Annotated in this window: 25 protein-coding genes; 18 read left to right on the top strand and 7 right to left on the bottom strand. The window is 52.1% G+C overall.

The genetic code is table 11. From position 1 onward, the window contains the following. The first annotated feature begins 36 nt into the window (after positions 1-36). The 10 genes from NSU14_RS17460 to NSU14_RS17415 all read left to right on the top strand — a co-directional run bounded on the left by NSU14_RS17460 (position 37) and on the right by NSU14_RS17415 (position 8,553). On the top strand, positions 37-459 hold the full coding sequence (locus tag NSU14_RS17460; protein ID WP_039297077.1) for an Rrf2 family transcriptional regulator: 423 nt from the start codon (positions 37-39) through the stop codon (positions 457-459). A gap of 31 nt (positions 460-490) precedes the next feature. Then, the gene (locus NSU14_RS17455; protein WP_042136242.1) at positions 491-775 is read left to right on the top strand and encodes a hypothetical protein; all 285 of its coding nucleotides are present in this window, start codon (positions 491-493) and stop codon (positions 773-775) included. Between the two features lie 461 nt (positions 776-1,236). Next, a complete protein-coding gene (locus NSU14_RS17450) occupies positions 1,237-1,416 on the top strand; it encodes a hypothetical protein (protein ID WP_042136244.1) in 180 nt (59 codons plus the stop codon). Positions 1,417-1,474: 58 nt separating this feature from the next. Continuing rightward, positions 1,475-1,903, top strand: coding sequence for a helix-turn-helix domain-containing protein (locus tag NSU14_RS17445; protein WP_042136245.1), 429 nt, complete (start codon positions 1,475-1,477; stop codon positions 1,901-1,903). Between the two features lie 25 nt (positions 1,904-1,928). After that, positions 1,929-2,603 carry a DUF4085 family protein gene (locus NSU14_RS17440; protein ID WP_340946461.1) on the top strand — a complete coding sequence of 225 codons (675 nt, stop codon included), beginning with the start codon at positions 1,929-1,931 and terminating at the stop codon, positions 2,601-2,603. A gap of 742 nt (positions 2,604-3,345) precedes the next feature. Continuing rightward, complete coding sequence (locus NSU14_RS17435) at positions 3,346-4,212, top strand: VOC family protein (RefSeq protein WP_340946459.1); 867 nt, start codon at positions 3,346-3,348, stop codon at positions 4,210-4,212. A gap of 75 nt (positions 4,213-4,287) precedes the next feature. Next, entirely contained in the window at positions 4,288-5,163 is an 876-nt protein-coding gene (locus NSU14_RS17430) for a beta-1,6-N-acetylglucosaminyltransferase (protein ID WP_340946457.1), read from the top strand. Positions 5,164-5,192: 29 nt separating this feature from the next. Beyond that, positions 5,193-5,828 (top strand): NAD(P)-dependent oxidoreductase, encoded by a 636-nt coding sequence (locus tag NSU14_RS17425; RefSeq protein ID WP_042136253.1) that lies wholly within the window; start codon positions 5,193-5,195, stop codon positions 5,826-5,828. 181 nt (positions 5,829-6,009) lie between these two features. Continuing rightward, positions 6,010-8,034 (top strand): Na+/H+ antiporter, encoded by a 2,025-nt coding sequence (locus NSU14_RS17420; RefSeq protein WP_340946455.1) that lies wholly within the window; start codon positions 6,010-6,012, stop codon positions 8,032-8,034. Between the two features lie 6 nt (positions 8,035-8,040). Further along, entirely contained in the window at positions 8,041-8,553 is a 513-nt protein-coding gene (locus NSU14_RS17415; protein ID WP_076245325.1) for a GNAT family N-acetyltransferase, read from the top strand. Positions 8,554-9,069: 516 nt separating this feature from the next. Here NSU14_RS17415 and NSU14_RS17410 read toward each other — a convergent pair. From NSU14_RS17410 to NSU14_RS17395, 4 genes are all read right to left on the bottom strand, one after another. Further along, complete coding sequence (locus NSU14_RS17410; RefSeq protein WP_042136260.1) at positions 9,070-9,498, bottom strand: threonine/serine exporter family protein; 429 nt, start codon at positions 9,496-9,498, stop codon at positions 9,070-9,072. Positions 9,499-9,524: 26 nt separating this feature from the next. Then, positions 9,525-10,292 carry a threonine/serine exporter family protein gene (locus NSU14_RS17405; protein ID WP_042136262.1) on the bottom strand — a complete coding sequence of 256 codons (768 nt, stop codon included), beginning with the start codon at positions 10,290-10,292 and terminating at the stop codon, positions 9,525-9,527. 195 nt (positions 10,293-10,487) lie between these two features. Continuing rightward, the gene (locus NSU14_RS17400; RefSeq protein WP_039297036.1) at positions 10,488-11,069 is read right to left on the bottom strand and encodes a YitT family protein; all 582 of its coding nucleotides are present in this window, start codon (positions 11,067-11,069) and stop codon (positions 10,488-10,490) included. Between the two features lie 108 nt (positions 11,070-11,177). Continuing rightward, positions 11,178-11,696 (bottom strand): DUF3231 family protein, encoded by a 519-nt coding sequence (locus NSU14_RS17395; protein WP_336102235.1) that lies wholly within the window; start codon positions 11,694-11,696, stop codon positions 11,178-11,180. Between the two features lie 110 nt (positions 11,697-11,806). Between NSU14_RS17395 and NSU14_RS17390 the strand changes: the two genes are divergently transcribed. Next, complete coding sequence (locus NSU14_RS17390) at positions 11,807-12,025, top strand: hypothetical protein (protein ID WP_042136267.1); 219 nt, start codon at positions 11,807-11,809, stop codon at positions 12,023-12,025. A 39-nt stretch (positions 12,026-12,064) separates the two neighbouring features. Here NSU14_RS17390 and NSU14_RS17385 read toward each other — a convergent pair whose 3' ends face one another. Continuing rightward, on the bottom strand, positions 12,065-12,937 hold the full coding sequence (locus tag NSU14_RS17385) for a helix-turn-helix transcriptional regulator (protein WP_340946451.1): 873 nt from the start codon (positions 12,935-12,937) through the stop codon (positions 12,065-12,067). A 167-nt stretch (positions 12,938-13,104) separates the two neighbouring features. Between NSU14_RS17385 and NSU14_RS17380 the strand changes: the two genes are divergently transcribed. Both NSU14_RS17380 and NSU14_RS17375 read left to right on the top strand, forming a co-directional pair. Continuing rightward, a complete protein-coding gene (locus NSU14_RS17380; protein ID WP_340946449.1) occupies positions 13,105-15,069 on the top strand; it encodes a glycoside hydrolase family 127 protein in 1,965 nt (654 codons plus the stop codon). Between the two features lie 74 nt (positions 15,070-15,143). After that, positions 15,144-15,650 carry a hypothetical protein gene (locus NSU14_RS17375; RefSeq protein WP_340946447.1) on the top strand — a complete coding sequence of 169 codons (507 nt, stop codon included), beginning with the start codon at positions 15,144-15,146 and terminating at the stop codon, positions 15,648-15,650. A 110-nt stretch (positions 15,651-15,760) separates the two neighbouring features. On the opposite strand, the gene NSU14_RS17370 is transcribed toward NSU14_RS17375, so the two are convergent. Together NSU14_RS17370 and NSU14_RS17365 are read right to left on the bottom strand one after the other, a co-directional pair. Next, entirely contained in the window at positions 15,761-18,196 is a 2,436-nt protein-coding gene (locus NSU14_RS17370; RefSeq protein WP_171716501.1) for a GH36-type glycosyl hydrolase domain-containing protein, read from the bottom strand. 90 nt (positions 18,197-18,286) lie between these two features. Next, a complete protein-coding gene (locus NSU14_RS17365) occupies positions 18,287-19,342 on the bottom strand; it encodes a LacI family DNA-binding transcriptional regulator (protein ID WP_042136273.1) in 1,056 nt (351 codons plus the stop codon). 312 nt (positions 19,343-19,654) lie between these two features. On the opposite strand from NSU14_RS17365, the gene NSU14_RS17360 reads away from it, so the two are divergent. The 5 genes from NSU14_RS17360 to NSU14_RS17340 all read left to right on the top strand — a co-directional run bounded on the left by NSU14_RS17360 (position 19,655) and on the right by NSU14_RS17340 (position 26,326). After that, positions 19,655-21,475, top strand: a complete 1,821-nt coding sequence (locus NSU14_RS17360) for a sensor histidine kinase (RefSeq protein WP_445670094.1) — start codon at positions 19,655-19,657, stop codon at positions 21,473-21,475. Continuing rightward, a complete protein-coding gene (locus NSU14_RS17355) occupies positions 21,450-23,057 on the top strand; it encodes a response regulator transcription factor (protein WP_340946440.1) in 1,608 nt (535 codons plus the stop codon). The genes NSU14_RS17360 and NSU14_RS17355 overlap by 26 nt, the downstream gene beginning before the upstream one ends. 64 nt (positions 23,058-23,121) lie before the next feature. Then, positions 23,122-24,036, top strand: coding sequence for a carbohydrate ABC transporter permease (locus tag NSU14_RS17350; protein WP_340946438.1), 915 nt, complete (start codon positions 23,122-23,124; stop codon positions 24,034-24,036). 3 nt (positions 24,037-24,039) lie between these two features. Beyond that, positions 24,040-24,879: a carbohydrate ABC transporter permease gene (locus NSU14_RS17345; RefSeq protein ID WP_076245337.1), complete on the top strand. Its 840-nt coding sequence runs from the start codon at positions 24,040-24,042 to the stop codon at positions 24,877-24,879. Between the two features lie 130 nt (positions 24,880-25,009). Next, on the top strand, positions 25,010-26,326 hold the full coding sequence (locus NSU14_RS17340; protein ID WP_336102243.1) for an ABC transporter substrate-binding protein: 1,317 nt from the start codon (positions 25,010-25,012) through the stop codon (positions 26,324-26,326). Positions 26,327-26,343: the final 17 nt, after the last annotated feature.

Below are 26,343 nucleotides of genomic sequence, written 5' to 3'. Positions count from 1 at the left end.
GGGAAGCATTCTGGTCAGTATGAAGGAGAGATTCCCATGAACATCAGCACCCGGTTTGCGGTCGCTATTCATATTCTAACTTTAATAGACAGCAACAAAGACGGTAAAAGCACCTCGGAGTGGATCGCCGGCAGCGTCAATACGAATCCGGTTGTCATCCGCCGCCTTACAGGCATGCTGAACAAGGCCGGTCTGGTGGAGGTACGCCCCGGGGTAGCCGGTGCGAAGCTTACCCGGAGTAGCGCGGATATCACGCTTCTGCAGATTTACAAGGCGGTCAATGCAGTGGAAGAGGATTCACTCTTCTCTGTCCACGAGCATCCGAACCCGGAGTGCCCGGTCGGCAAGAACATTGCCGGGGCAATTATTCCCGTGTTCTCTCTTGCGCAGAAAGCGATGGAGAATGTGCTGCAGGAGGTTACACTGGATCAGATCGTACATCAAATTCCTGTTTCGTGAGGCAGAGGAGGAATATGGTATTCGAAACTCTATGCGCAAGCGAAAAGGCGCTGCTTTTTATATAACGGTATTGCTCGGGCTCGGGTTATTGTATCTGCTCATTTGTCCTTCTCCTACCCCTGAGCTCGCTGTACGCAAGAGCCTGCTGATTCGTGATCCGGCGGCTGCATTGGCAGGCAGGGTTACAGAAGGACGGATTAAGGATGATCCAAGGTACGGTAATCTGTACTTTGCTGAACAAACAGAGCGAAGCTACATCTATGTGAAGAAAAGCAGACTGGGCTGGAATGTAACCTCAAGCGGCACCGGCCCGTGATGTAAGATTTTGTAGACTGCCACAGAAACTTAAGGAAACTTTCAGCAGAGATTTATGTACTTTTAAGGTTCGGGGAGTATATTAAAGGTCTCCACCCCCCAGTGGATACATTTATGATAGACCCCGCCGTGCCTCGGCAGGGTCTATCTCTTTGTTTAGGACTTATAAATTCATCAAACCTTTATGTGATTTTCATCAGGCATTAAGCTTCAGCCTGTATATTAATCACATGACCCCCTTATAATAGACTTTGGCCCTGCCGGATCCCGGCAGGGCCCCTTTTTTGATTGATAAGAATTTATATGTTTTGGGGTCCCCGCAATGTAACTGAGTCATAATCGAAGCCAAAGCCCCACTTTGTGAGGCTATTTCATGAGCGGATCTATGCTTTACACATTATTCCAGATGGTTTAGACTGACACCATGTGTGGCTTACTGGAATAAGGGGGAAGAGCATTGATATGATGGTATTTTTGGCACTGATTATATGGTTCCTGTCGTTGCTGGTCTTTATGCTGATTATCCGCAAGGCCATTGATGGATCTAGGGCTACCTACAAACTGGACGAATTGATTCAGGAAATCCGGCTGCTCCGCAAGGAGATCAAGGAGAACAAGCATATTATAGACAAGCGGCTTTAGCGGCAGATAGGGGACTGTCTGCACCTTGATTTTACAAAGGAGTAAGGGGATATTGTACATGAAGAATCAAATTACAATCCTGGGAGCAGCACTGATTCTGGGTCTTTCTTTAATCGCAAGCAGTCTGATTATCAGCAACGAACGTGCATCCAGCAATGAAAAGGCGATGGAAACACAGATTGCCCAGTTGCAGACGGAGGCCAAAGAGCAAGCGGAACTGTTAGAGCAGACTGTATCTACTGCCGCTGAGAGCCCATTAATGACAATGTCGGAGGCAGCGGAATTTCTGCATTTAACTGAGAATGAGGTGCTGAATATTATCAAGGCAGAGCACGAGGTTCTAAAGTATAATGGTTCACTTACGGGAATTCCCTATATGAAAGTCGATGAGCAGTTCATGATTAACCGGGCGGAACTACAGAACTGGGTTCAGCAGGCGACGCTTGAAAAAAGGGTATATATGGGCACGAAGATTACCAATAGATGAGACTTGGGGAGTAAAGGAGCGCCAAATGAAATTTTATACATATTCATGGTATGAAGAAATGCAGGTGCGCGGCTTTATGGTGTTCCCTGAGATGGAGCAGGATTGGCTGGAGGATGTTGCGTGGCATGCTGCGGAGGGGCTCAGCTATAAGGAGAGGACGAGGGATTTCCTGGAATACCTCAAAGCGGATTTGCTGAAGTACCTTCCGGAATACTTCCATCCATCCATTCATGACGGAACAATCAATTCTACTTATCCAGAACCTGAGTTCAAAGAACAGGCGCAGCAGTGGCGTAATGAATACGAAGCCAGGATGAAGGTGCTGGATGATGAATACTACAGCGGTTATCTTTCGATTAAGGATAATCTCCCATTAAATGCTGTTCAGTTAGTCGAGAAATCTCTCCATGATTCCAGGGTGATTTCGTATGCTGTGACGTCGGAGGAGGTTGTGGAGATCATTCTGGACTGCGGCGGAGCCATGCATTATCAGTGTGATATCAGACTAACCTTTACCGGGGTGACCGGGTTGGTTCTGCCTGAACGCCTGAACAGAATGGTCTGGTTGTATACCGAGATCTATGCGGTGGAACAAGGGTTTGAATTACGGGTTCTGCTGGACCCGCCGCTGAGTGAGCTTAGGATTACTGCACAGGATGTATCATTTGAAATGCTTAGTGAACCCAAATACAACGGATGACTGCTTCGCAGCCTGGCCAATTGGCCGGGCTTTTTTATAAGAAGTTATGATATTCGTCTGTTGTAGATAAATTTCATTGAAATTTGGAGTTTATCCGTAGAGATGAGCCAATGTATGCGAAAAACCGAATATAATGTGCCACTGATAGGACAGATGAGCCAATGTATACGAAAAACCGAATACAATGTGCCATTGATAGGGTAGATGAGCCGAATGTATGCGAAAAACCGAATATAATGTGCCATTGATAGGACAGATGAGCCAATGTATACGAAAAACCGAATATAATGTGCCACTGATATGACAGATGAGCCGAATGTATGCGAAAAACCGAATACAATCGGAGCAATGTGCCACTGATAGGACAGATGAGCCGAATGTATGCGAAAAACCGAATACAATGTGCCATTGATTGATTAGGTAGACCAACCAAATGAGGTATGAAGTCCTCTATTTCCGCGGAAGTCAGCTGAATGGGGAATTTAAGGGATATATTCCTTTGATCTCACCGGATATAACTATTGGATTACCGCCTGATTCGCCTCTCCGGACGATTTTGAAAAGTAATTGACAAACATATAGAGTGCAACTATACTAAAGTTAGTTAATGTGTAACGGAAACAGTTACAAGCTTGAATGATGATTCTATAAACAGTCAAGACTAAGCAGCACTGAGCACGAACGGCACCGGAGGGTTTAGCCTTTTATATTATCCATATGTTTTTATTCAGGAGGGGTTTATATGACGACAACTGCAGCACTGCCGCAAGAACTGGAAATTGGACTTGTACAGATTAGAGTAAGCAATTTGGAGCGTTCGCTCACCTTTTATCAGAATGTAATCGGACTGAAGATCCTGCGCCAGCAGGGGCGTGAGGTTGAACTGACGGCGGACGGCGTGCATGTGCTGCTGGTGCTGCGGGAGATTGAACAGGCTCAGATTCTGCGCCGTAATTCGGCAGCCGGACTGTATCATTTCGCGATTCTGGTGCCCGACCGTCCGAGTCTCGGACTGGTGCTGCGTAATCTGATTGATGCGGGCATCGAGATCGGCCAGGGTGATCATCTGGTCAGCGAAGCGCTGTATCTTCAGGACCCGGACAATAACGGCATTGAGATATACCGCGACCGGCCGCGCGACACCTGGAAGTATGAGCCTACTGGCAATGTGGTGATGACTACAGACCCGGTTGATGTGGACGGCTTGCTGGCGGCTTCCGAAGGGCTGAACTGGACCGGACTGCCTGCGGGCACCGTGATCGGGCATGTGCACTTTCATGTAGGCGATCTGGCGGAGGCCAAGAAATTCTATGTGGATGCGCTTGGTTTTGCAATCACGGCTCATTACGGGGACGCTGCACTATTTATCTCGGCGGGCGGATACCATCACCATATGGGGCTTAATGTCTGGGCGGGACAAGGAGCTAAGGCGGCTCCGGCCAATGCGGCGGGCATCGATTATTTCACTCTGCTGCTTCCGGGCAACGGGGATGTATCTGAAGTGGCGGAACGTGTGAAGCAAGCGGGGTACCGTGTAGAAGTAGAAGGCGGCATCACTACCTTGAGAGACCCGTGGAATATTGGAATCCGGCTGCTTGTCAAAGGCTGAGAGGAATGAAAACTTGTCCATCTTCGCTCATTCCCCTATAATATGTGGAAATAAATGAGCGAAAGGATGAATCTTTTGCACAATTTCAAAATGGCTTATGTTGTCCTCTGTCACAAGAGCCCTCAGCAGATTAATTTGCTGATCGATCGTTTAACGGATGAGCATGTGGAGTTTTTCCTTCATGTGGATAAAAAAAGCGGTATCGAAGAGCAAATTATCCATCGCGAAGATATTCATTTCGTAGAGCAGCCGGTAGACGTACAGTGGGGCCATTACGGCCAGATTGAATGCATCCTGAAGTGTTTCGAACTGATCCGGGCAAGCGGGAATTATAACTATGTTCATATCATCAGCGGACAGGATTTGCCTCTTGCCTCCAATAAGGTGATTGCTGATTTCTTCAAGGAGCATGAAGGGCAGGAGTTCGTCAAGCATCTGCAGCTTCCGAATGAGGCGGAAATGTGGGGCTGCCTGTACCGGGTGTCTGTGTATTATCCGCGGTTCCTGGTCTCCCGGGCCAAAGCTGTCTCAGAGATCCGCAACCGTTATATCAATCTGGTGATGTCTGTACCCTGGCTTAAGCGCAGCCTGAAGGATCTGCCGGAGGCGCTGTATAAGGGCTCGAACTGGATGTCACTTACCGGGGGATGCATGCAGTATATCCTCGAATTCATCGCGGAGCATCCCGGATACGTCCGGTTGTTCCGGAATTCGTTCTGCGGCGATGAGATCTTCTTCCATTCAATTATTTTGAACAGTAAATATAAGGATAATGTAAGCAATGAGATCAAACGTTACACGGATTGGAATACCGGACCGGAATTCCCCAGAACACTGCGGGCCGAGGATTATGAACGGATTCGCGAACAGGGTGCAGGCTGCTTCTGGGGCCGGAAGTTCGATCTGGATGTCGACAAGGAGATCATCAGCGATATTCTGCGGCTGGCTTGAGGCTCTAACTATCTTAGGAGGCATTTATCATGAAAATAGCAGTCATTGGAGCAGGCGGCAAAGCAGGCAGTGAGATTGTGAAGGAAGCGCTGGACAGGGGACATGAGGTTACCGCTATAGTGCGGAACCCTGCGAAGGTAACGGACAGTAGAGCATCGGTGCTGGAAAAGGATATCCTGTCCTTGACGGCTGAAGATTTGCGGATTTATGATGCCGTCATAAATGCGTTCGGAGCGCCGTTTGGACAGGAGCATCTGCATGTGGAGGCCGGAAATGTTCTGATTGAGGCTCTTAAGAATGTGCCGGATACCCGGTTGATTGTCGTCGGCGGTGCGGGAAGCTTGTACGTGGATGAAGCCCGGACGGTGAAGGTTGTGGACACACCGGGGTTCCCGGATTTTGTGAAGCCGACAGCCCTGAACCAAGGTAAGAATCTGGAGATTCTTCAAACCACGGAGGGACTCCGCTGGACGTTTGTCAGTCCGTCAGCCAATTTTGCCGTCGGGGAGAGAACAGGTGCATATGTGAAGGGCAAGGATCATCTGCTCGTTAATTCCAAAGGCGAGAGCTACGTAAGTTATGCCGACTATGCGATTGCGATTGTAGATGAGCTTGAACAGCCGCAGCATATCGGCGAACGGTTCACGGTGGTGTCCGAATCCTGATCCTAAAGCTGCTGCTTCTGCAGTGAGGCGGCAGGATGGACGCTGGATAGAGAATATAGCGGGAGGCACAAGCGGAAATTCCGGTGTGTCTTCCGTTTATTGGCGTTTATGCAGTTGCTGCAAATAGCTGCAAATATAGGATATAATATTTTGAAAAAAGATATTCGGGAGATGATGGGGCTTGGAGACTTTTCTTGCTGTGCTGCTGATGCTCGGGCTAATCGCGGTATCGAATATCGTGAACCGTTTCATTCCGTTTGTGCCGGTTCCTCTGATTCAGATCGGACTCGGGATCATCGCCGCACTTGTGCCGACCGGAATACATATGTCCTTTGAGCCTGAACTGTTTTTTGTGTTGTTCATTGCCCCCCTGCTGTTCAATGACGGGAGACGGACACCGCGTGATGAGCTGTGGAACCTTAGAGCACCGATCTTGCTGCTGGCGCTGGGGCTTGTATTTGTAACTGTTTTTGTCGCAGGGTATGCCATTAACTGGATGATTCCTTCAATTCCGCTGGCGGCATCTTTTGCACTGGCGGCGATTCTGTCCCCTACGGATGCTGTAGCGGTCGGTGCGCTGGCCGGAAGGGTGCATCTGCCGAAAAGTATACACCGTATCCTTGAAGGTGAATCGCTGATGAATGACGCTTCCGGTCTGGTTGCCTTCAAATTTGCGATCGCGGCCATGGTTACGGGAGTTTTCTCGCTTCCTAAGGCATCGCTCAGCTTTGTAATGATTGCCGCAGGCGGTCTGCTGCTGGGTGCGGCGCTCTCCTTTCTGCTGATCCGCCTCAGTGTATTCATCCGCAGATTCGGTATGGAGGATGTGACGATCCATGTGCTGCTGCAGATTCTTACGCCGTTTATCATTTATCTGATCAGTGAAGAGATTGGCGTATCCGGCATCCTCGCTGTTGTGGCCGGTGGTGTAATGTACGCCATTGAGAAGGACCGGGCCGTATCGCCGCAGTATAAGCTGCAGCTTGTATCAGCCAGTACCTGGTCGGTGCTGCTGCTGGTGTTGAACGGACTGGTATTCCTGATCCTCGGAGTGTCCGTACCGGATGTAGTGGAGGTCATCTACCATGATCAGACGCTTAACAACTTCATGGTTGCAGGTTATGTGATGGCGATTACCGCGCTGCTCATTGTGCTGCGGTTCCTATGGGTCTATGCCTATTCCCTATGGGAGAGCCGGTTCCGCCGGGTAGAGAAGGCGCCGCTTAAGTCACAGGTCATTACTTCAATCTCCGGCGTGCGCGGAGCGGTTACGCTTGCCGGTGCCTTCTCCATTCCGCTCGTGCTCGGGGACGGTATCACGCCGTTCCCTGAACGGGATCTGATAATTGCGCTGGCCGCAGGTGTCATTCTGATGTCGCTGGTCATTGCCAGTATCTTCCTGCCGCTGCTGGCCGACAAAGAGGAGACCGTGGTGCAGACGATTGGCTACGGAAATACGGAACTGGCAGCCAGGAATGTAGTGATCGACGCCGGGATGTCGATGCTGCGCAGCCTGGTTACGGAGAGCCCGGAGCAGACGAAACAGCCGGTGTTACTGGAGTTCACAGACAAGATCGACCGGCTGTGCACCGCCAAGCCGGACAGTGATCCGGCAACGGAGCAGTTCCGGCGGCTGGGCGTTGAAGCCCGGCTGAGCGGCCTGGAGGCAGAGCGCACAGCACTGCGGCGGATGCTGGAGAACGGAGCGGTGCCCGCCCCTGTTGCCGTTAAGATGGAGGAGCTGCTGGATCATACGGAATCGCTGCTCTGCAGACGGCTGGATACGCAAATTAAGTTCACCGTAACTGAAATTCAGCGTCTGTTCTCCGGCCTGTTCTCGGGCCGCTTCAATGGGGAAGAGGGCCGGCGGGCGGTGCAGAATGCCGAAAGTGCCCGGACGGCGAAGATAGCGATGTGTCAGGCGGCCGTGTCAGCCGTCAGCGCCGGGATAAGCGACGAGAACCGGCTTGCCTCGCAGAAGGTCATCGACAAGTATGAGCGGCTGGAATCCCGGCTGGTGCAGGGCGAAGGCTGGAGTAAAGACGGCGTTGTCGATGACGAGAAGCTGGAGCTGAAGCTGCAGGCCATTCAGGAGCAGCGGAATACCGTGCAGGAGATGTATCAGAACGGGGCTATTAATCTCAAGATCGCGGGTAAGCTGCGGCGGTTCGTAGATCAGCTGGAAACATCTATATGGGAGGATTAATGAATTATGGGGGAATTGCTTGCTAGCGGGCTGCATTTTGCAGAAATTACTGAGGAACATCTGGCCGGTGTGCTGGATATCTATAACTATTATGTACTTAACACTACCGTATCGTTTCATACCGATCCGCAGACCTTGATGCAAATGCGCCAGTCTGTGCTGAACGGGGACCCGCGGTTTAAGTCATACGTCCTTCTGCAGGACGGGGAGCTGCAGGGCTACGTGCTAATTACCCGGCACAAGAACAAAGAAGCCTACGATACCTCCGGTGAAGTCAGCATTTACCTGAAGCCCGGTAGCGGAGGACAAGGTCTGGGCGGGCAATCGCTGCGGTTCATTGAAGAGCGGGCTAATGAGCTTGGGTTCCATGTACTGGTAGCTACCGTATGTGCAGACAATGAGCCCAGCCGCCGCCTGTTCGCGAAGCACGGCTACGAGCAGAGCGCTTTATTCAAGGAGATCGGCCGCAAGTTCGGCCGGTGGCTGGATATTGTCAGCTATCAGAAAATTATCGGCTAATAGTGAGCCGAACCCTGGAGCCGCTTAACCAGAATCCTGCACGAAATACAACATTCCATCCATGATATCGAGAGTAATTGGTAAATGTTGTATGAAATGCAGCATTTCCCCTTATCTGAGCGGTTACGAACAGAAATTATTGTATTTCATACAACAACTCTTACAAATCACCCAGTATCTATAGGTACAAGTTGCAATACGTACAACAATTAGGCTTGTGTATGTATACAGTTCAAACAATAATTAGCTCACTTGGCTACAGGGCGTCGACTTAGAGAGTTGAGAGTTCTGTGCTGCGAATTCCACGTACCGATTGCCAAATGTATAGACACAGTATAGTTACTGTTAATATTGCATTTAATACGGACGGTTTGGTGAACTTAATAGGGAAGCAGACATCGGTGTGCCCCCGTACAACGCAATAAGCCCGCTTGCCTTGCAAGGACCAGGTCCCTGCAGGCAAGCGGGCTTATTGTACGTTAAGGCGCACCGGTGGGCGGAGCCCCGGGGGAACAACTATCCGGATACGTGCTTCCTCCGGAACATCTGTCCCAGTACCTCGCTCAGCACAAGGCCGGCGGCGATGGCCCCGGACAGCAGCAGCGCCTGTACCGCAAACTGAATCCCCTGGTTGTTGTCACTCTCCACGAACTGGCGCATGGCATCATAAGCCAGGCCGCCCGGAACCAGCGGGATAATTCCGCCGACGCTGAATATAATCACCGGCATTTTGAAGGAACGCGCAAAAAATTGGCTGATCACTCCGACAACCACGGTGGCTCCAAAGGTGGCAACAACGGTATCCCATCTGTCATCCAGCTGCAGATACAGTATCCAGCCGATCATTCCGGCGAAACCGCATTGAAGCAGTGCGCGCACCGGCGCATTAAACAGAACGCAGAAGGCTGAGGCAGCGATGAAACTGGTTATGAGTTGCAAAATCATGTAGGACTACCTCTTTCAAGTGGTAATTAGAAAAGGGACAGCACGAGTCCGATGCCGGTTCCAATGGCAAAGGCGGTCAGGAAGGCATCGGCTCCCTTAGACAGGCCGGAGACCAGATGGCCGGCCATAAGGTCACGGACGGCATTCGTGATGAGCAGCCCCGGTACAAGCGGCATTACGCAGCCGATGATGATCTTGTCCATCTCTTGTCCAATGCTAAGCCTGACAGAGAAGAAAGCCAGCAGGCCGATGATAAAGGAGGCGATGAACTCCGCGAAGAAACGGATCTGGACCAGGCGGTGCAGATAGGTGACGGCGGCGAAGCCGACCCCGGAGATCAGCAGCGACGGCAGGGCATCCCACAGGCTGCCCTTGAACATTACGGTGAAGCAGGCGCCGGTCAGGGCGGCAGCTACAGTCTGCAGCCAAACCGGATAAGCATGCGCCGCGTCGTCGACAATCCCCAGACGCTCGCGGGCTTCGGCTGCGGTAAGCTGGCGTTCGCTCAGCCGCCGCGAGATGTCATTGACCTCTGACACTTTTTGCAGATCGGTCGTCCGTTCAGCTATCCGGAACAGCTTCACCGGTTCGGTTCGGCTGGTGGTGAACATAATGACTGTCGGCGTAACGTAGCTATGCGCTCCAGGGAATCCGAGCGATGCGGCCATACGGCTCATGGTATCCTCCACGCGGTAGGTTTCGGCGCCGCTTTGCAGCATGATTTTGCCGGCCAGCAGGCACAGGTCTATGATATCATGCGCGGTAGTATTGCTATTGTTGCTTGTGCTATCCAACTTCGTCGATCCTCCCCGGGAATGTTATCTATTCGATTGTCGCCGCAATGTGTGAAAATTTCAACCTTTATTCCATATATTCTGACGAATAATAAAATTTTATCAAGAAGATAAAAGGAATATACATTTTTTAACACAGAAGCATAGAAGCTCTGGCAACCGGACAGCCTAAGGACGCGTTCTTTGCAGTCCAGTCTAGTCTTCCAGCGTACATAGACCGGTGGCAACACCGCCGGAGACAATAGTCAGTATGGAATGAAAAAAAGTCTCTTTGGAGATCAGTACACCGCCGGCGCCGATAATTACGAAATCCGTCAGGAAAATAATCACTCCGACATTGAGCGGAATGTAACGTTTCATGAACTTGGCCAGCAGATCTGTTCCGCCCGTACTGGCTTTGAACCGCAGCATCAGGCCGAGCCCGCTGCCCATCAGGAAGCCGCCGATAATAGCGCTGGATATGGAACCGAGTTCGATATAATACAGAAAGTAATATTGCAGCGGCCCGAGCAGTTCGATCAGGAAGGATGAGGTCATCAGCCCCAGGATGCTGTTATAGAAGATATCCCGCTCCCGGAACCAGGCCAGCAGGAAGATCGGAAGACTGCAGACAATGATGGCCAGTCCGATTTTGATGCCGGAGATGTAATTAATGATGAGGGCAATGCCGATAATTCCCCCATCGAGTATTTTATAGGGCACTAGAAAAAAGTTGGTTCCCGCTGCAATCAGCAGGCTGGCCAGCAGAATAATGACATACTTGGGATATGAGCGCATCTTCAGCATCTCCAGACTTAAGGCATGTCTTAATAAATATGCACCGGTCTGGAAAAAAATAGCTATAAAACAAAAAATCCTGCTTGCGCAGGATTAGGGGTGAATTGCTCAGGCGTGAACCGGCTCTGGTTTCTTTAGCTGCAGCGGAGGCGGGATCAGCCAGCCTTTCTGCTTGTTCATTTTGAGCAGTGCCATGCCGAAGGCGGCCATTTGCGCGTGGATCTTCATGAACATTGCGCCGATATCCTCGCGGACCGACATGCCCATGATCTGGCTGCAGACCACTAGACTTAGCGATACTGCCCCGGAGAGGGCCGCAGCAATCTCAGGGTCGGAGAACCTTGCGCCTGCCGGGATATCCTCGAGCTTGACGGAGGGACGGTCCGGCAGTGCAGGCGGAGGCGCGAAGCCGTTCACCTTGAGGATTTTGTCACAGTCCTTAATTTCCTGCTGTGCCTGATCCATAAGATCATCGATAATCTTCTTCAAATCCTGGTCCCCGGCATGAAAGTGAAATGCCTGATAGGTAGATAAGGACATTTTGGCTGTTGCCGAGACCTGCCACAGATTGAAGATTTCACCATAGTGAAGCGGTTCATCTTTGGGGTTGCCGTTTAGAACTCCCATAATTACAGAACTCCTCTACAAATAGGTTATGAACGTAAATTAGGTTGTCCAGTGCAATCAGCGTTATTCAAGTGCACTAAATAAAGTCACAGTAAAGCAGGTGTAGCCCGATGGATTATATCTATAAAGTGCTGGAGAGCGACATGGAGCTGCTGGCTGCGGCACTATCGGAGGTTCAGGTAACGGTTGTGCTGAAGGAGGGTACAGAGGAGGTGCTGGAACCGGGGGGACAGATCAGAGCATACACCGCGAAATCTGTCCGGATCCGGGGATTATCGTATTGCCGGGAGGTACATGAATTCCGAATTCTTCCGGCAGAGCCTATGTAGACTCCCCGCTCCGTGGATAGAAGCGCTTCTGCAGCAAATTCAGCGGGAGTAACGCTTGCGGAAGCGCAGGGGAGAGATGCCAACCTTCCGGCTGAAGCGCCGGGAGAAGTAGGCTGTGCTCTCGAAGCCGGTGCGTTCTGCAATCCCGGATATAGGGATTTCTGTCTTGAGCAGCAGCAGCTTGGCCTGCTCCAGCCGGTAATCCGTCAAGTATTCCATAGGGGTCAGCCCATAGACACGTTTCATGCAGCGGGCCAGATAATTGTAGTGAAAATGCAGCGCATCCGCCAGGGATGCATTCGTGAGATCCTCCGTAAAATGATTGCGCAGGTAGGCTTCCGTCTGTTCAGCGATCTCTGCCGCCTGGCTGCCCGCAGTATCCTGCTGGGCCAGATCCATCATCCGCAGCATCTCTTCAAAGATGCGCTGCTGCTGCCATACGGAGCTGGAGCGCCGTCCCTGACTAAGCTGCAGTAGTTGCTCTGCCTGTCCGCTCCGTGCGAAGGGGTCCGGGAGAGGTCCGAACTGGGGTATGCGGATCGTATAAGGATGAATCAGGAATTGCCGGAAATGCTTCTCCCGCTCAGCATATACAGGATCACCTTCCGCTTCCATCCACTCACCGACCGTGTGAAAATGAACCCACGTGAAGGAGGTGATCTCCTCGCAGGGTTTAACTGAATAATGATAGCGGTCCGGCAGCAGAAGGAGGGTGTGCCCGGAGGTTACCGTCCACTCCTTATCATCCTCACCGATGAACAGGCAGCCTTGTTCTACAATAATAAGATCGAATTTCCCCATACGGCTGCGGTTTGGATGCTGCTCGCCGGGCAAATATACGGTATGGCCGCATTCCAGGAAATAGGGGAACGGCGGTGCTGACAGATGAATATAGGCAGGACTGGGTGGCATATCTGCTCCTTTCGCAAGCTCTTTTCTATTAGCCGGACTTCCGTGGAAGGTTGGTAATCCGAGTGTGAAATAGTACAAAAATAGGGTTGCTTATGATTCTGTTTTTTATTCATTTTACCGTCTATAATTGCAAATAGCGAGGATGAAATGAAAAGGGGAGAAAACACTTGAGTAAATTTGCAGATATTCAGCAAGCTGCGGACACAAGCCGGCAGGTAGCTATTCAGGATGAATTCTGGGGGCGTTATATCCGGCTGGTGCAGGATACCGTTATTCCGTACCAGTATGAGGCGCTGCATGACCGGGTGGCCGGAGCAGAACCCAGCCATGCCATTGCCAATTTTGAAATCGCTGCCGGCAGGAGGGAAGGCGAGTTCAACGGCTGGGTCTTTCAGGATAGTGATGTAGCGAAATGGCTGGAGGCAGTGGGATATTCGCTTAGCATCAAGCGTGATCCTGAACTGGAGCGTCAGGCGGATGAGATGATAGAGCTGGTCGGCGAAGCACAGCATGAGGACGGATACCTGAATACCTATTTTACACTCAAAGAGCCGGGCAAACGGTGGACGAACCTGCTGGACTGCCATGAGCTGTATTGTGCGGGACATTTCATTGAAGCGGCAGTGGCCTATTATGAAGCGACCGGCAAAGACAAGCTGCTGGTCATTGTGCGGCGGTTCGTTGACCACATTGAAACCGTCTTCGGACCGGAAGAGGGGAAGCTGAAGGGCTACGACGGTCATCAGGAAATTGAGCTGGCCCTTGTGAAGCTGTACCGGCTGACCGGTGAAGAGAAATATCTGAAGCTCAGCAGCTTTTTCATCGATCAGCGTGGACAGGAACCGAACTTCCTGCATCAGGAGTGGGAACAAAGAGGACGGGTTACGCACTGGACAGGTACGGCTACAAGCAGTGTGGATGTCAGTTATAATCAGGCCCATATCCCGGTCCGTGAGCAGAGCGTGGCCCTGGGACATTCCGTCCGTGCAGTCTATATGTATACAGCCATGGCCGATCTGGCCCGGCTTACCGGAGATGAAGCGCTGCGCGAAGCCTGCGTGCGCCTGTGGAACAATATGACGGAGAAACAGATGTATATCACTGGCGGAATCGGGTCAACACATCATGGTGAAGCGTTCACCTTTGATTATGATCTGCCGAATGATACGGTCTATGCGGAGACCTGCGCTTCGATCGGGCTGATCTTTTTTGCCAAGCGGATGCTGGAATTGACCCCGGACGCCCGGTATGCCGACGTGATGGAGCGGGCGCTTTATAATAATGTGCTCGGCTCCATGGCACAGGACGGCAAACACTATTTCTACGTGAATCCGCTTGAAGTATGGCCGCAAGCCTGCAGCTGCAATCCCGGCAAACATCATGTCAAAGCGGAGCGCCAGGGCTGGTTCGGTTGTGCCTGCTGTCCACCGAACGTGGCGCGCCTGCTGACCTCGCTGAATCAGTATATTTACACTGAGCATGGCGACACGCTTTATACTAACCTGTATATCGGCAGTGAGCTGAAGACCACACTGGGCGGCACAGAGGTTGCAATCCGCCAGCAGAGCCGTTTCCCTTGGGATGGAACCGTGACCCTGAAGGTTGATCCTGCGCAAGCCGGAGAGTTCGGTATGGCGCTGCGTATTCCTTCCTGGAGCGGGAACGCGGAGATCAGAGTGAACGGAGAGGCGTTAGGCGATGCTGCTGCAAGCCTGCAGCAGGGCTATGCTGTGATCCGCAGGGAATGGAAGGCTGGCGACGTGATTGAGCTGAAGCTTCCAATGGAAGCGCACCGCGTATACGCCCACCCGAATCTGCGTGCCGATGCCGGGAAGACTGCCATTCAGCGCGGACCGCTGGTCTACTGCCTGGAAGCGGCTGATAACAGTGAACCGCTAAGCTCGATTTCCTTGAGTAGAGACAGTAAGCTCATGGAGGTCTACGACAAGGAATTGCTTGGCGGAGCTGTGGTGGTGAGGGAAGCGGGCTACAGGGTAGACGGGCTGAGCTGGAACGGCGGTCTTTACAGCCGGACCAGAGCCGATGTGCAGCCGGTGGAAGTAACGGCTATCCCGTACTATCTGTGGGGCAACCGCGGCAGCGGCGAAATGAAGGTATGGATTTGGGAGTGAGCCGCAAGCGTAACAGACAGCAACTTTGGAGCGAGTTCGGCGTCTAACAAGCATCTGATACAGGGAGGATGCGTATGAAGCGGACATGGTTTTGGCTGCCGGTCCTGGCAGTACCGCTGCTGCTTGCCGCCTGCGGCGGGCTCGTGAATCCGGCTAGAGACAGCGGGTCTGCGGAGGCCGAAACTACCAGCAGGCCGGAATCAACTCTTAAGTCTGGAGAAGTCTCTCCGGATAATCCGAGCAGGATTGCTTTTGACATCGATGGCATTCATGATCCGCTCGTTAATGAAGAGATCAAGGCGAGCCTGAGAGATGCACTTGAGGGAATTGTGAATGAGGACCTTGAACAGTTTAACCGGGCTTTTGCCAGTATACGTCTGGCAAAGGCGAATGAATTCGCCTTCACTCCCGGCAGCATCACTTTCACCGGAGTCGATGAGATTTCGGAGCAAAGCAGCAGCAGAGTTGTCATGAATGTGCATGATGTCCGTACAACAGCGGATGGGGAAGTGAAGCACAGCTGGAATTACTGGTTCATGCCGGATAAGGACGGCAACTGGAAGCTGGTCACGATTGACTGAGGACCTGCCCGTTTAGACGTTTTACCTGCATCACAAAAAAGGAACCCGGTCGCACCGCCTAGGCGGACAACCGGGTTCCTTTTTTATACTCAAAGTTTAAAACATGCTAACTAACCCAATACAACTACAACCTGGTGAACCGCACCGTCGCCCACAGGAGCAATGATGTTGCCTTCAACAGCAGCGCCGTCGAGAGTCAGGCTGGCCACGCCTTTGGAGACATGGTTCGGGTTCTGGATCGAGATGACATAAGTGTCGCCGCGGAAGACGCGGGTAATCTCGAAGCTGTCCCACTCCGTAGGAATACAAGGATCAACCTTCAGACCGGCAAAGTCAGCCTGGATACCGAGGATGGACTGTGTAATCGCTACATAGTTCCATGCCGCTGTACCTGTCAGCCAGGAGTTTTTCGCTTCACCGTGACGTACAGCGTCTTTACCGGCGATCATCTGCGAGTACACGTAAGGTTCCATACGGTGAACTTCGCTGATGTCCTCCAGGTAAGCCGGAGCGATTTTTTTGTAGATATCAAAGGCTCTGTCGCCGTGTCCAAGCACCGTTTCAGCGATCATGATCCATGGGTTGTTGTGGCAGAAAATACCGGCATTTTCTTTATAGCCCGGAGGATACGTAGAAATTTCACCCAGGTTCACATAGTACTTGGAGTAAGGAGGCTGCTGCAATACGATACCGTAATCCGTATCCAGACGTTCCTGAACGGAAGTCAACGCACGGGCTGCTTCGCCGTTCTCCACACCGATACCCGCCATTACGCACATCCCCTGCGGCTCGATGAAGATCTGGCCTTCTTCGTTCTCCTTGCTGCCGATCTTGTCGCCGTAGTGGTCATAAGCGCGCAGGAACCAGTCGCCGTCGAAGCCGTGGGACAGCGTAATGGCACTCATGTTCTCGATCTTCGCAACCGCATCAGCAGCTACATCATCCAGTCCGCGCATGCGGCAGATTTCAGCATAGTCCGGTCCAACGAAGACGAACAGACCTGCGATGAACACGGATTCCGCAACGCCGCCTGCGATATTCTCAGTAGTCTGGAATGATTCGCCCGGCTCTGTGGAGAAGCAGTTCAGGTTCAGACAGTCATTCCAGTCCGCGCGTCCGATCAGCGGCAGGCCGTGAGGTCCGAGGTTATTCGTTACATGCTCGAAGCTCAGCTTCAAGTGCTCGAACAGGGTAGCCGTGTGATCCGGATTGCTGTCAAAAGGAACCTGCTCATCAAGGATCGAGTAGTCGCCGGTTTCCTTAATATAAGCAGCCGTACCGGAGATCAGCCAAAGCGGATCATCGTTGAAGCCCGAGCCGACTTCGTTGTTGCCCTTCTTGGTAAGCGGCTGGTACTGGTGATACGCGCTGCCGTCAGGGAACTGGGTAGCAGCGATATCGAGAATACGCTCTCTGGCACGCTCCGGAATCTGGTGGACGAAGCCGAGCAAGTCCTGGTTGGAGTCGCGGAAGCCCATACCGCGGCCGATTCCGGATTCGAAGTACGAAGCGGAACGGGACATGTTGAAGGTAACCATACACTGGTACGGATTCCAGATGTTAACCATCCGGTTCAGCTTGTCGTCACCGCTCTGGATCTGATATTTGGACAGCAGGTTATCCCAGTGTGCAGCCAGGGTAGCCAGGGCAGCATCAACCTGGGCATCTGTAGCGAACTGATCGATTACAGCCTGTGCAGGCTTTTTGTTGATAACGTTCAGGGATTCCCATTTCTCATCTTCAGGGTTCTCGATATAGCCGAGTACGAAGATGAAGCTTTGCTCTTCACCTGGTTCCAGGGTGATTTCCAGTGCGTGGGAGCCGATTGGCGACCAGCCGCTGGCCACCGAGTTGGTAGCTTCACCGGCAGCAACTGCCTGCGGAGCGTCCAGACCATTGTACATACCCACGAAGGATTCGCGGTCAGTATCGAAGCCGGCGATTTCCTTGTTTACTGAATAGAAAGCGTAGTGGTTTCTGCGCTCACGGTATTCGGTTTTGTGATAAATGACGGAATCCTTCACTTCAACTTCACCGGTGCTGAGGTTACGCTGGAAGTTTGTCATATCATCATTGGCATTCCACAGACAGAATTCGGCAAAAGAGAACAGCTTAACAGTTTTCTTCGCGTCGCCTGTGTTCTTAACGACAAGGCGGTGTACTTCAGCATTGTGGCCCATCGGTACAAAAGCAAGCTGATTAACGGAAATTCCATTGCGTTCGCCAGTGATGGAAGTGTAGCCAAGACCATGGCGGCATTCGTAGAAGTCCAGATCGCGTTTTACCGGCATCCAGCCCGGGGTCCAGAAATCACCGTCATCATACAGATAGTAGTAGCGGCCGCCTGTATCCAGCGGAATATTGTTATACCGGTAACGGGTAAGTCTTCTCATGCGCGCATCGCGGTAGAAGGTGTAACCACCGGCAGTATTAGAGATGAGGCCGAAAAATTGCTCGTTGCCGAGGTAGTTAATCCATGGATAAGGTGTTTTTGGGGTGTTGATTACATACTCTTTGCGAGTGTCGTCAAAAGTTCCGAATTTCATTAGAGACAAGTCTCCTTTCAATTGTGAACGCGCGTTTACAAAGCTGAGAAAAAATTCCCTCGGGGTAAGGGATTTTTCTGTACTAGAACATTACTGCTTCGGCGGCTGGCAGGAATCTCTTGCCACCAGACGTGCCGGGAAACTGATCGTGCTGAAGGTCGGCTGCTGTGAATCGCACAGCTCGATGACCTTCTCGACAGCAGCCTTGGACATTTCGTAAATCGGCAGACGGACGGAGGTCAGCTTGGGATGAATCCGGGAAGCGAGCTGCACATCATCAAACCCCGCGATTGACATATCCTCCGGCACGGAAATGCCATGCTCAGAGAACGCTTCCATGGCCGAAATAGCCATATCATCATTGGAAGAGAAGAATGCAGTCGGCAGCGGGCCGCCGGAATTCAGCAGCTTCTTCACCTCTTCATAGGCGGTTTCCTTGAGGAAATCACCCTGTAGGATGAAATTCTCATTCAGCGCAAGCCCATGACGCTTCAGCGTATCCTCGTATGCCATATAGCGTTCCCGTCCGGAGTACGTGTTCATCCGTCCGCAGATCATGCCGATTTCTTCATGGCCGAGACCGATCAGGTACTCAATGGCTTCAACCGTACCCTCATAGTCCTTGGAATTCACTATAGCCAGATGATTGCGGTCCAGATGCTCCGACATAATCTCCGAAATGTCATAATCAATCAGCACAAGCGGTGAGTCGAGACCGACCATTTCCCGGACAATCTCGATATCCTTCTGGGTGCCGACTATAATGCCGCCGTCAATCCGTTTCTGCAGGAAAGCCTGCTTCACCTTCAGGAAGTCGTCGGGAGAATATACGGTATGAATCAGAACATAACAGCCGCGGGCATTCGCTGTGTCGACAACGGCATCAACGAACGGTGCGAAGTAGTTATTCTGATAGATCCGTGTCGCGTTCTCTTTCTCGTTCATGCTGATTGCAAAAAGCCCGATCGTATCGGTCTTCTTGCCGGCCAGAGCCCGGGCGAAGCTGTTAGGCTCGTACTGATGCTGTTCAATGATCTTCAGCACCTTGGCCCGGGTCTCCTCAGGGACATTGGAATAATTGTTGATCACACGGGATACTGTGCTTCGCGAAACCCCGGCTAGCTTGGCAATATCTTCGCTTCGCATGGTGTACCCCCTCTATTGTAAACGCGCGTTTATGAACTCATTGTAAAATAAACCGGCGCGAAAATCAATCGTCCGCCCAAATAATTTTGCCTTGAAATATAAGAAAGATTATTTTACGCCAAACTTTATCCTTCAATTGCTCGCTGAAAGTAATCCCATCCCTTATGGACGTAATAACCGTTTCCACTTGCCGGATTCTCCGATCTGCGTTACAAATAAATGCATCAGTAAATAAGAGGGACTGGAGAGGACGAAATCAATGATTATACAGGAAATAGATTCGCAGATACGCAGGGAGAAGGAGGGATTACTATCTTTTACTCGTTAAAAAACCGCCTGATCGCGTTCTTCGTTGTGCTGCTGGTACTATCCTTCGGCACGATGTCGCTGCTGCTGTTCAACCAGTCACGCTCCATCATCCGCTCTTATATCGAATCCTCGGCACTGGAGAAAATGGACGAGTACGGCTCATTTATTAACATGGCCCTGCAGCAGAGCTATGACTTGTCCTCTCTGGTCTACAACAGCGATATCACCCAGAGGTGGGATGCCCAGCTGTCCAATCCGGCTTCAACCGAAGGGCAGAAGATGCTCTCCAATATCACCATGAGCAAGTTCCTGACCCAGACTACCAACAATTACTCGATTGTCTCCTCAGTGACCATCTACCGTCAGGAAGGGATGCGGATCGGTGCCGATAACCAGGTGGTTACGGATGCTTCGTTCAAGCAGGAGACGTGGTACCGCAATTTCATTGAGCACAGCAATCACTGGGTTCCGGCCCATACGGATCAGGTGGAGATTAAGGGGGCCAAGCCGTATGAGGTGGTAAGCCTGCTGCTGCCGATCGGGATTTTTGAACCGTCACTGGCCAAAAATGTGATGAAGGTCAACATTAAGGCGGACTTCCTGCTGGAGCCGCTCAATCGTATACATCTTGGTGAAAGCGGTACCATCTTTCTGCTCAACCAGCAGGGTAATCCTATTCTGTCCCAGCAGGAGTACAGTGCTTATCCGGAAGCGGCGGCGGAAGTCCAGCGGGTCCGTGCAGGCAAAGCCGCGCAAGGCGTTGTCTACCTGAAGGATCAGAAGGGAGCCTCACATATTCTGGTCTACAAAAAGCTGGCAATCACCAACTGGCTGCTGGTCGGCTTTGTCTCTGAACAGGATCTGTATGCCAAGCTGTTCAAGCTCCGCAACAGCATTATTGTATTTGCTTCCCTGATGCTGATTGCCGCCTTTGTGCTGGCTTACTGGATTTCTTACGGTATTACCAAGCCCCTGTCCCGTCTGGTGTCAGCCATGCGGCATGTCCAGAAAGGGGATTTCGCCCAGGCCGAGCGGCTCACTCCGCCGGAACGCAGGATACGGAACGAGGTTGACTACGCTACCGACACCTTCCGGAGTATGGTCAAGCAGCTGAGGTATCTGATACGAACCGAGTTTGAACAGAAGCTGCTGCGCCAGCAGGCAGAATATAAAGCGCTGCTGATGCAGATCAATCCCCACTTCCTGTTCAATACCCTGGAGCTGATGAGTAGTCTGGCTATCCAGCAGCGGACGAAGGAGACGGTTACGGTCATTGAGTCACTCGGCAAAATGCTCAGGTTCTCACTGCGCATTAGCGAGGATCTGATCCCGCTGCGCGAGGAGCTGAAGTATGTCCGCTATTATATGTCCATTCTGGACATCCGCTTTGGCCCGGGTCTCGATCTGCGGATCGAAGAGCAGGGCGAGCTTGACGATCTGGAAATCGTCAAGTTCCTGCTCCAGCCGCTGATCGAGAATGCGGTGAAGTACAGCTTCATTCACCAGGCGAATGCCAGGGTACTGATCACGGTAAGACAGGATAAGGACAGGCTGTATCTTGCTGTCGCTGATAACGGCATCGGAATGGCCCCGGAGCTACTCCGTGAGCTGAATGATCAGGCCATGCGCCAGCAGCTGGAGCAGCTTCTGCAGAGCAAGACCCATCAGATTGGACTTCGTAATGTGCTGGCCAGATGCTGGCTGTATTATGGCGATTTATTCAGCTTCAGGATAGATTCAAGCGAACAGCAGGGCACCAGCATCGAGCTGAGTCTGCCCATACAGAGGAGGAATGAAGATGTATCGTGTATTGATCGTGGATGATGAGCCGGAAATCCGCCAGGGCTTACGGCTGAAGGCGGACTGGGCTGGCCTGAATCTGTCAGTGATCGGTGAGGCAGGGAATGGCATGGAGGCAATGGAACGTCTGGCCTGTGAAGCGGTTGACATCGTAATCACAGATATGAACATGCCTGTGATGAACGGCGTGTCTTTCCTTGAGGATTGCCGCAGGCTCTATCCGGAGCTGAAGCTGATTGTAATTACCGGCTACGAGGATTTTCATTACGCCAGAGCTGCTGTCCGTAATCAGGCGCGTGATTATCTGCTGAAGCCGGTAGCTGCCGATGAGCTGATGGCCGTATTGCAGAAGGTGAAGGAGGAGCTTGACCGGGAGCGTAATGACCGTGATCAGCAGGCCGTAATCCAGTGGCGGCTATCCCGGTATTACATGGAGATGAAAGAGCATTTCCTTGTTCAGCTTGTCAAGGAGGACGTAGAGCAGGTGGATGCGCTGAAAGAGCGGGCCGCACTCTTTGAGCTGGGTGAATGGGATTTGACGGGAATTCATGTTGCGACAGCTGGACTCAGAGAACGGACGGGGGAGGCTCCGCAGCTGCCGGAGCGCACTCCCGGCAAGCTGCGCCTGCCGTTTGAGCTGCTGGGCAGGGAATTCGCGGGCAGGTACGGCAGTGGCTGCCTGGTGTTCCGCGATCCGAATTACCCCGGACTGATTCACTATATTCTGCAGGAGGGTCTGACGGATATGCCACAGTTCCGCGCGGATCTGACTGCTTGTATCTCTGCACATCTGGGCTTTGAGCCGGTCATCGGCTACGGCGGCGTCAAGCACGGATTCCACCAGTGGAAGGAAGGCTACATGGAGTCTCTGCTGGCCTGGAATCTCTCGGAGAATGCCGCTTATCCTCCGGCTGAAGGAAAGTCCGAGCCCGGAATAGTGCTTACAGAGGAGCTGACACGGACTCTGCGCCGCCTGCTGATTCAGGGGGAGTGGGGCTGCTTCGGCCAGACGGTCCGGCAGGAGCTTCAGCAGGCCTTCTCCCAGTCACGTTCCCGTTTCGTGAAGCTGATCTTTCAGCTCTATCTGCTTGTGGACGGAGCGGATGGGGCGCCTGCACATGGGAACGGTCATGCCCAGCAGCTGTGGCTCCATCCGGAGATGGTCCATAAGCTTGACTCAGTAGACAAGGCGGAGCATTTCCTGCTGGAGCTGGCCGGACGTGCACACCGTCAACTGCAGGAAGCAGGCGACCCCGATGATTCGGTGATCCGCACAGCGACGCAGTATATCGATAGCAATTACATGTATGATCTGAATTTGACCCAGCTGGCCAAACGGTTCAATTACAATTCGTCCTATTTCTCGGAGCTGTTCAAAGCCAAAGTAGGCCGAAGCTTCATGGCCTATCTGACCGACATCCGGATGGCCCAGGCCACGCATCTGCTGGTAAGCACAACTCTTGGTCTATGGGACATTGCCGAGCTTACCGGGTTCTCGAATGCCAGCTATTTCAGCTCCAAATTCAAAAAGATGTACGGGATCGCCCCTTCGGACTTCCGCCTGAACCCACCTGAAAAATTCAATAGTGAGCAGCCGAAGAAATAGCATTCAAGCGGGCTGCGCTACTTTCTATAATGAGCCTATATCCATTAAGAAGGAGAAGGCGCATATGAAGACAGCACACAAATCGGTTTTATGGAAAAGGAGCGGCACCGCTTACCTGTTCCTGCTTCCCTGGCTGATCGGCTTTTTCGGACTGACACTTGGCCCCATGCTGGGATCCTTTTATCTGTCCCTGACCAAGTACAACCTGCTCAATGCCCCGGTATGGCTGGGCTTTGACAATTACAGGCACATCTTCACGGCAGACGAATACTTCTACAAATCTCTTACGGTGACTTTCAAATACGTGCTTTTTTCGGTTCCGCTCAAAATGGCCTTTGCCCTTCTGGTCGCCGTCGTCTTGAACAAAGGCATCCGGGCGCTGGGCATCTACAGAACGGTATACTACATTCCTTCACTGCTGGGAGGAAGTGTAGCGATCGCCATCGTATGGCGGCAGATTTTTGACGGGGAAGGCCTGATCAACCACTTCTTAAGCTGGTTCGGGATTGAAGGTCCGGCCTGGATTGCCCATCCGAGCTACATTCTCTCCACCATCGTTACCTTGTCCGTCTGGCAATTTGGTTCTGCGATGGTTATATTCCTGGCCGGAATCAAGCAGATTCCTGCGGACCTGTACGAAGCGGCACAGGTGGACGGGGCCGGTAAGCTGCGGCAGTTCGGCAAGATAACGCTGCCCATGCTGTCACCGGTAATCTTTTTCAACCTGGTCATGGGGATTATCAATTCCTTCCAGGTGTTTACCCCGGGGTATGTCATTGGGGACGGACGCGGCGGTCCGGTAAATTCAACACTGTTCTATACGCTCTATCTGTATCTAAAAGGCTTCTCATTCTTCGATATGGGCTATGCAGCCGCTCTGGCGTGGATCATGCTGATCATCATCGGCCTGTTTACCTCGATTGTGTTCATGACCTCCAGGTTCTGGGTGTTCTACGGCGACGGAAAGGACGGGCGATAAATCATGGCTGATCAAAAGACGATTTTTAAGCTCGGCAAGCATGGTCTCATCATTCTGTTTGGGCTGCTGATGCTCTATCCGGTGCTATGGCTGCTGTCGAGTTCCTTTAAACCGAATGAGCTGATCTTCTCTGATCCCGGTCTGTGGCCGGCGAGGTTTACTCTGGAGAACTATGTGAATGGCTGGAAGGGGCTTCAGGGCATCTCGTTCAGCCGCTTTTTCCTCAACTCTGCTACCATCTCCGTGCTGTCGGTCATCGGCAATATTCTCACCTGCTCTTTGGCGGCATACGCGTTCGCCCGGCTGGAGTTCCGTCTCAAGAGTGTGCTGTTTGCCTGCATGCTGGTGACGATTATGCTTCCTTACCATGTGCTGCTGATTCCGCAATATATTATTTTCAGCAAGCTGGACTGGGTGAATACCTACTTGCCTCTGATCGTACCGAAATGGCTGGCGCATGACTCGTTCTTCGTGCTGCTGATGATCCAGTTTATCCGCGGCATTCCGAAGGAGCTGGATGAAAGTGCAACGATTGACGGCTGCGGACAAGGCCAGCTGTACTTCCGGATCATTATCCCGCTGCTGGTTCCGGCGCTGATCACAACGGCAATCTTTACTTTTATCTGGACCTGGGATGATTTCTTCAGCCAGATGATCTATTTGAGCCGGATCAATCTGTTTACCGTTCAGCTGGGCATACGTTCACTCTATGATCCCTCCGGATCATCCGACTGGGGCGCGCTCCTGGCGATGTCCGTGCTCTCCCTTGTGCCGATCATGACGATCTTTCTTCTCTTCCAAAAGCATTTCCTGGAGGGCATCGCTACGACCGGTTTGAAATGACGGGCTCAACTGAAATGCAGACCCGAAAAAACCACTAGCGGAGACCCGAAGAAATGAAATTCAACTCCGGTCAAGAAATGATTAGGATGGGAATGCAAGCGATTACAAAAATTCTTGGGGGGACATTTCAATGAAAAAAACGTTTAGCCTTACGCTGGCCGCATTGCTGCTGGCCGCAACAACCGCCTGTTCGGGTGGCAACAATGGCAAACCGGCAGCCGGCAGCCCGGACAATGCAGAGCCGTCTGTGGATCAGGTCGAGCTGCGGATTATGTGGTGGGGCGATCAGAAGCGGGCAGACAAGACAAACGAGGCGCTGCGCAAATTTGAGGAGAAGTATCCGAATATCAAAGTGGTCGGGGAGTTCGCTCCAAACTCCGGGTACTTTGACAAGCTGAACACCCAGCTGGCTTCGGGGACAGCGCCGGATGTGTTTTTCCTTGGAGGCAACGTAACGGATTACGCGGATAAAGGGGTACTGCTGGATCTACAGCCCTATGTCGGCAAAGAGCTTGATCTGACGGATATGGATCAGACGATGGTGGAATACGGAACGCTGGGAGGCAAGCTGGTTCATATCTCTGCCGGAGCGAATGCCAGAGGGATGGTCATCAACACCGAGCTGTTCAAACAAGCCGGAATGGACATTCCTGCGGACGGCTGGAGCTGGGAAGATTACGCCCGGATCAGCAAGGAGATCTCCGGGAAGCTGGGCAAGGGCTATTACGGCACCTACAACTTTACAGTTGAGGGCATGGACATCTATATGAAGCAGCGCGGCAAGCAGGTCTATGATATGGAGAAAGACGCACTTGGCTTCGAACAGCAGGATGCCGAGGATTGGTTCAACTTCTGGAACGACATGTCTAAAAACGGCGGGATGGTTACACCGTCCCTGCAGGTATCGAATCCTCCGGGAGACACAAGTAAATCACTGGTGGTCACAGGTAAAGTGGCAATGAGCCTCATTCCGTCCAACCAGTTCGCAGCCCATCAGAATCTGATCCAGGATACGCTGACGATGGTTCAGGTCCCGCGGGGTCCTAAAGGCACAGGTGTCGTATTCGAATCCAGCCAAGGCTTGTCCGGATATGCGAAGACGGAGCATCCGAAGGAAGTCGCTACACTGATGAACTACTGGATCAATGACCCCGATGCCGCGCAGATTCTCGGCAGTGACCGCGGAGTCCCTGTTACCTCCAAGATGCGTGACCTGCTGATGAAGGATGCCACTCCGCTGGAGCAGACCGTATACGACTTCACGAGCCGGGTGTCTGAGGCGACGAAGAAAGAGCCTTTTGCCATCAGCTACAATCCGCCAAGCTTCACCGAGTTCACCAAGCTGGCTGAAACCGCAGTGCAGGAGATCGGTTTCGAGCAGAAGGATGTGAAACAGGGAGTGGAGGATTTCTATAAAGGCGCTACGCAGATTTTTGGCAGCAAATAATGAGTTTACCGGAAGCA

This window comes from Paenibacillus sp. FSL R10-2771 (assembly GCF_038000205.1).
GTDB lineage: Bacteria > Bacillota > Bacilli > Paenibacillales > Paenibacillaceae > Paenibacillus_AQ > Paenibacillus_AQ phytohabitans.
This window is presented reverse-complemented; position numbering and strand designations above follow the sequence as displayed.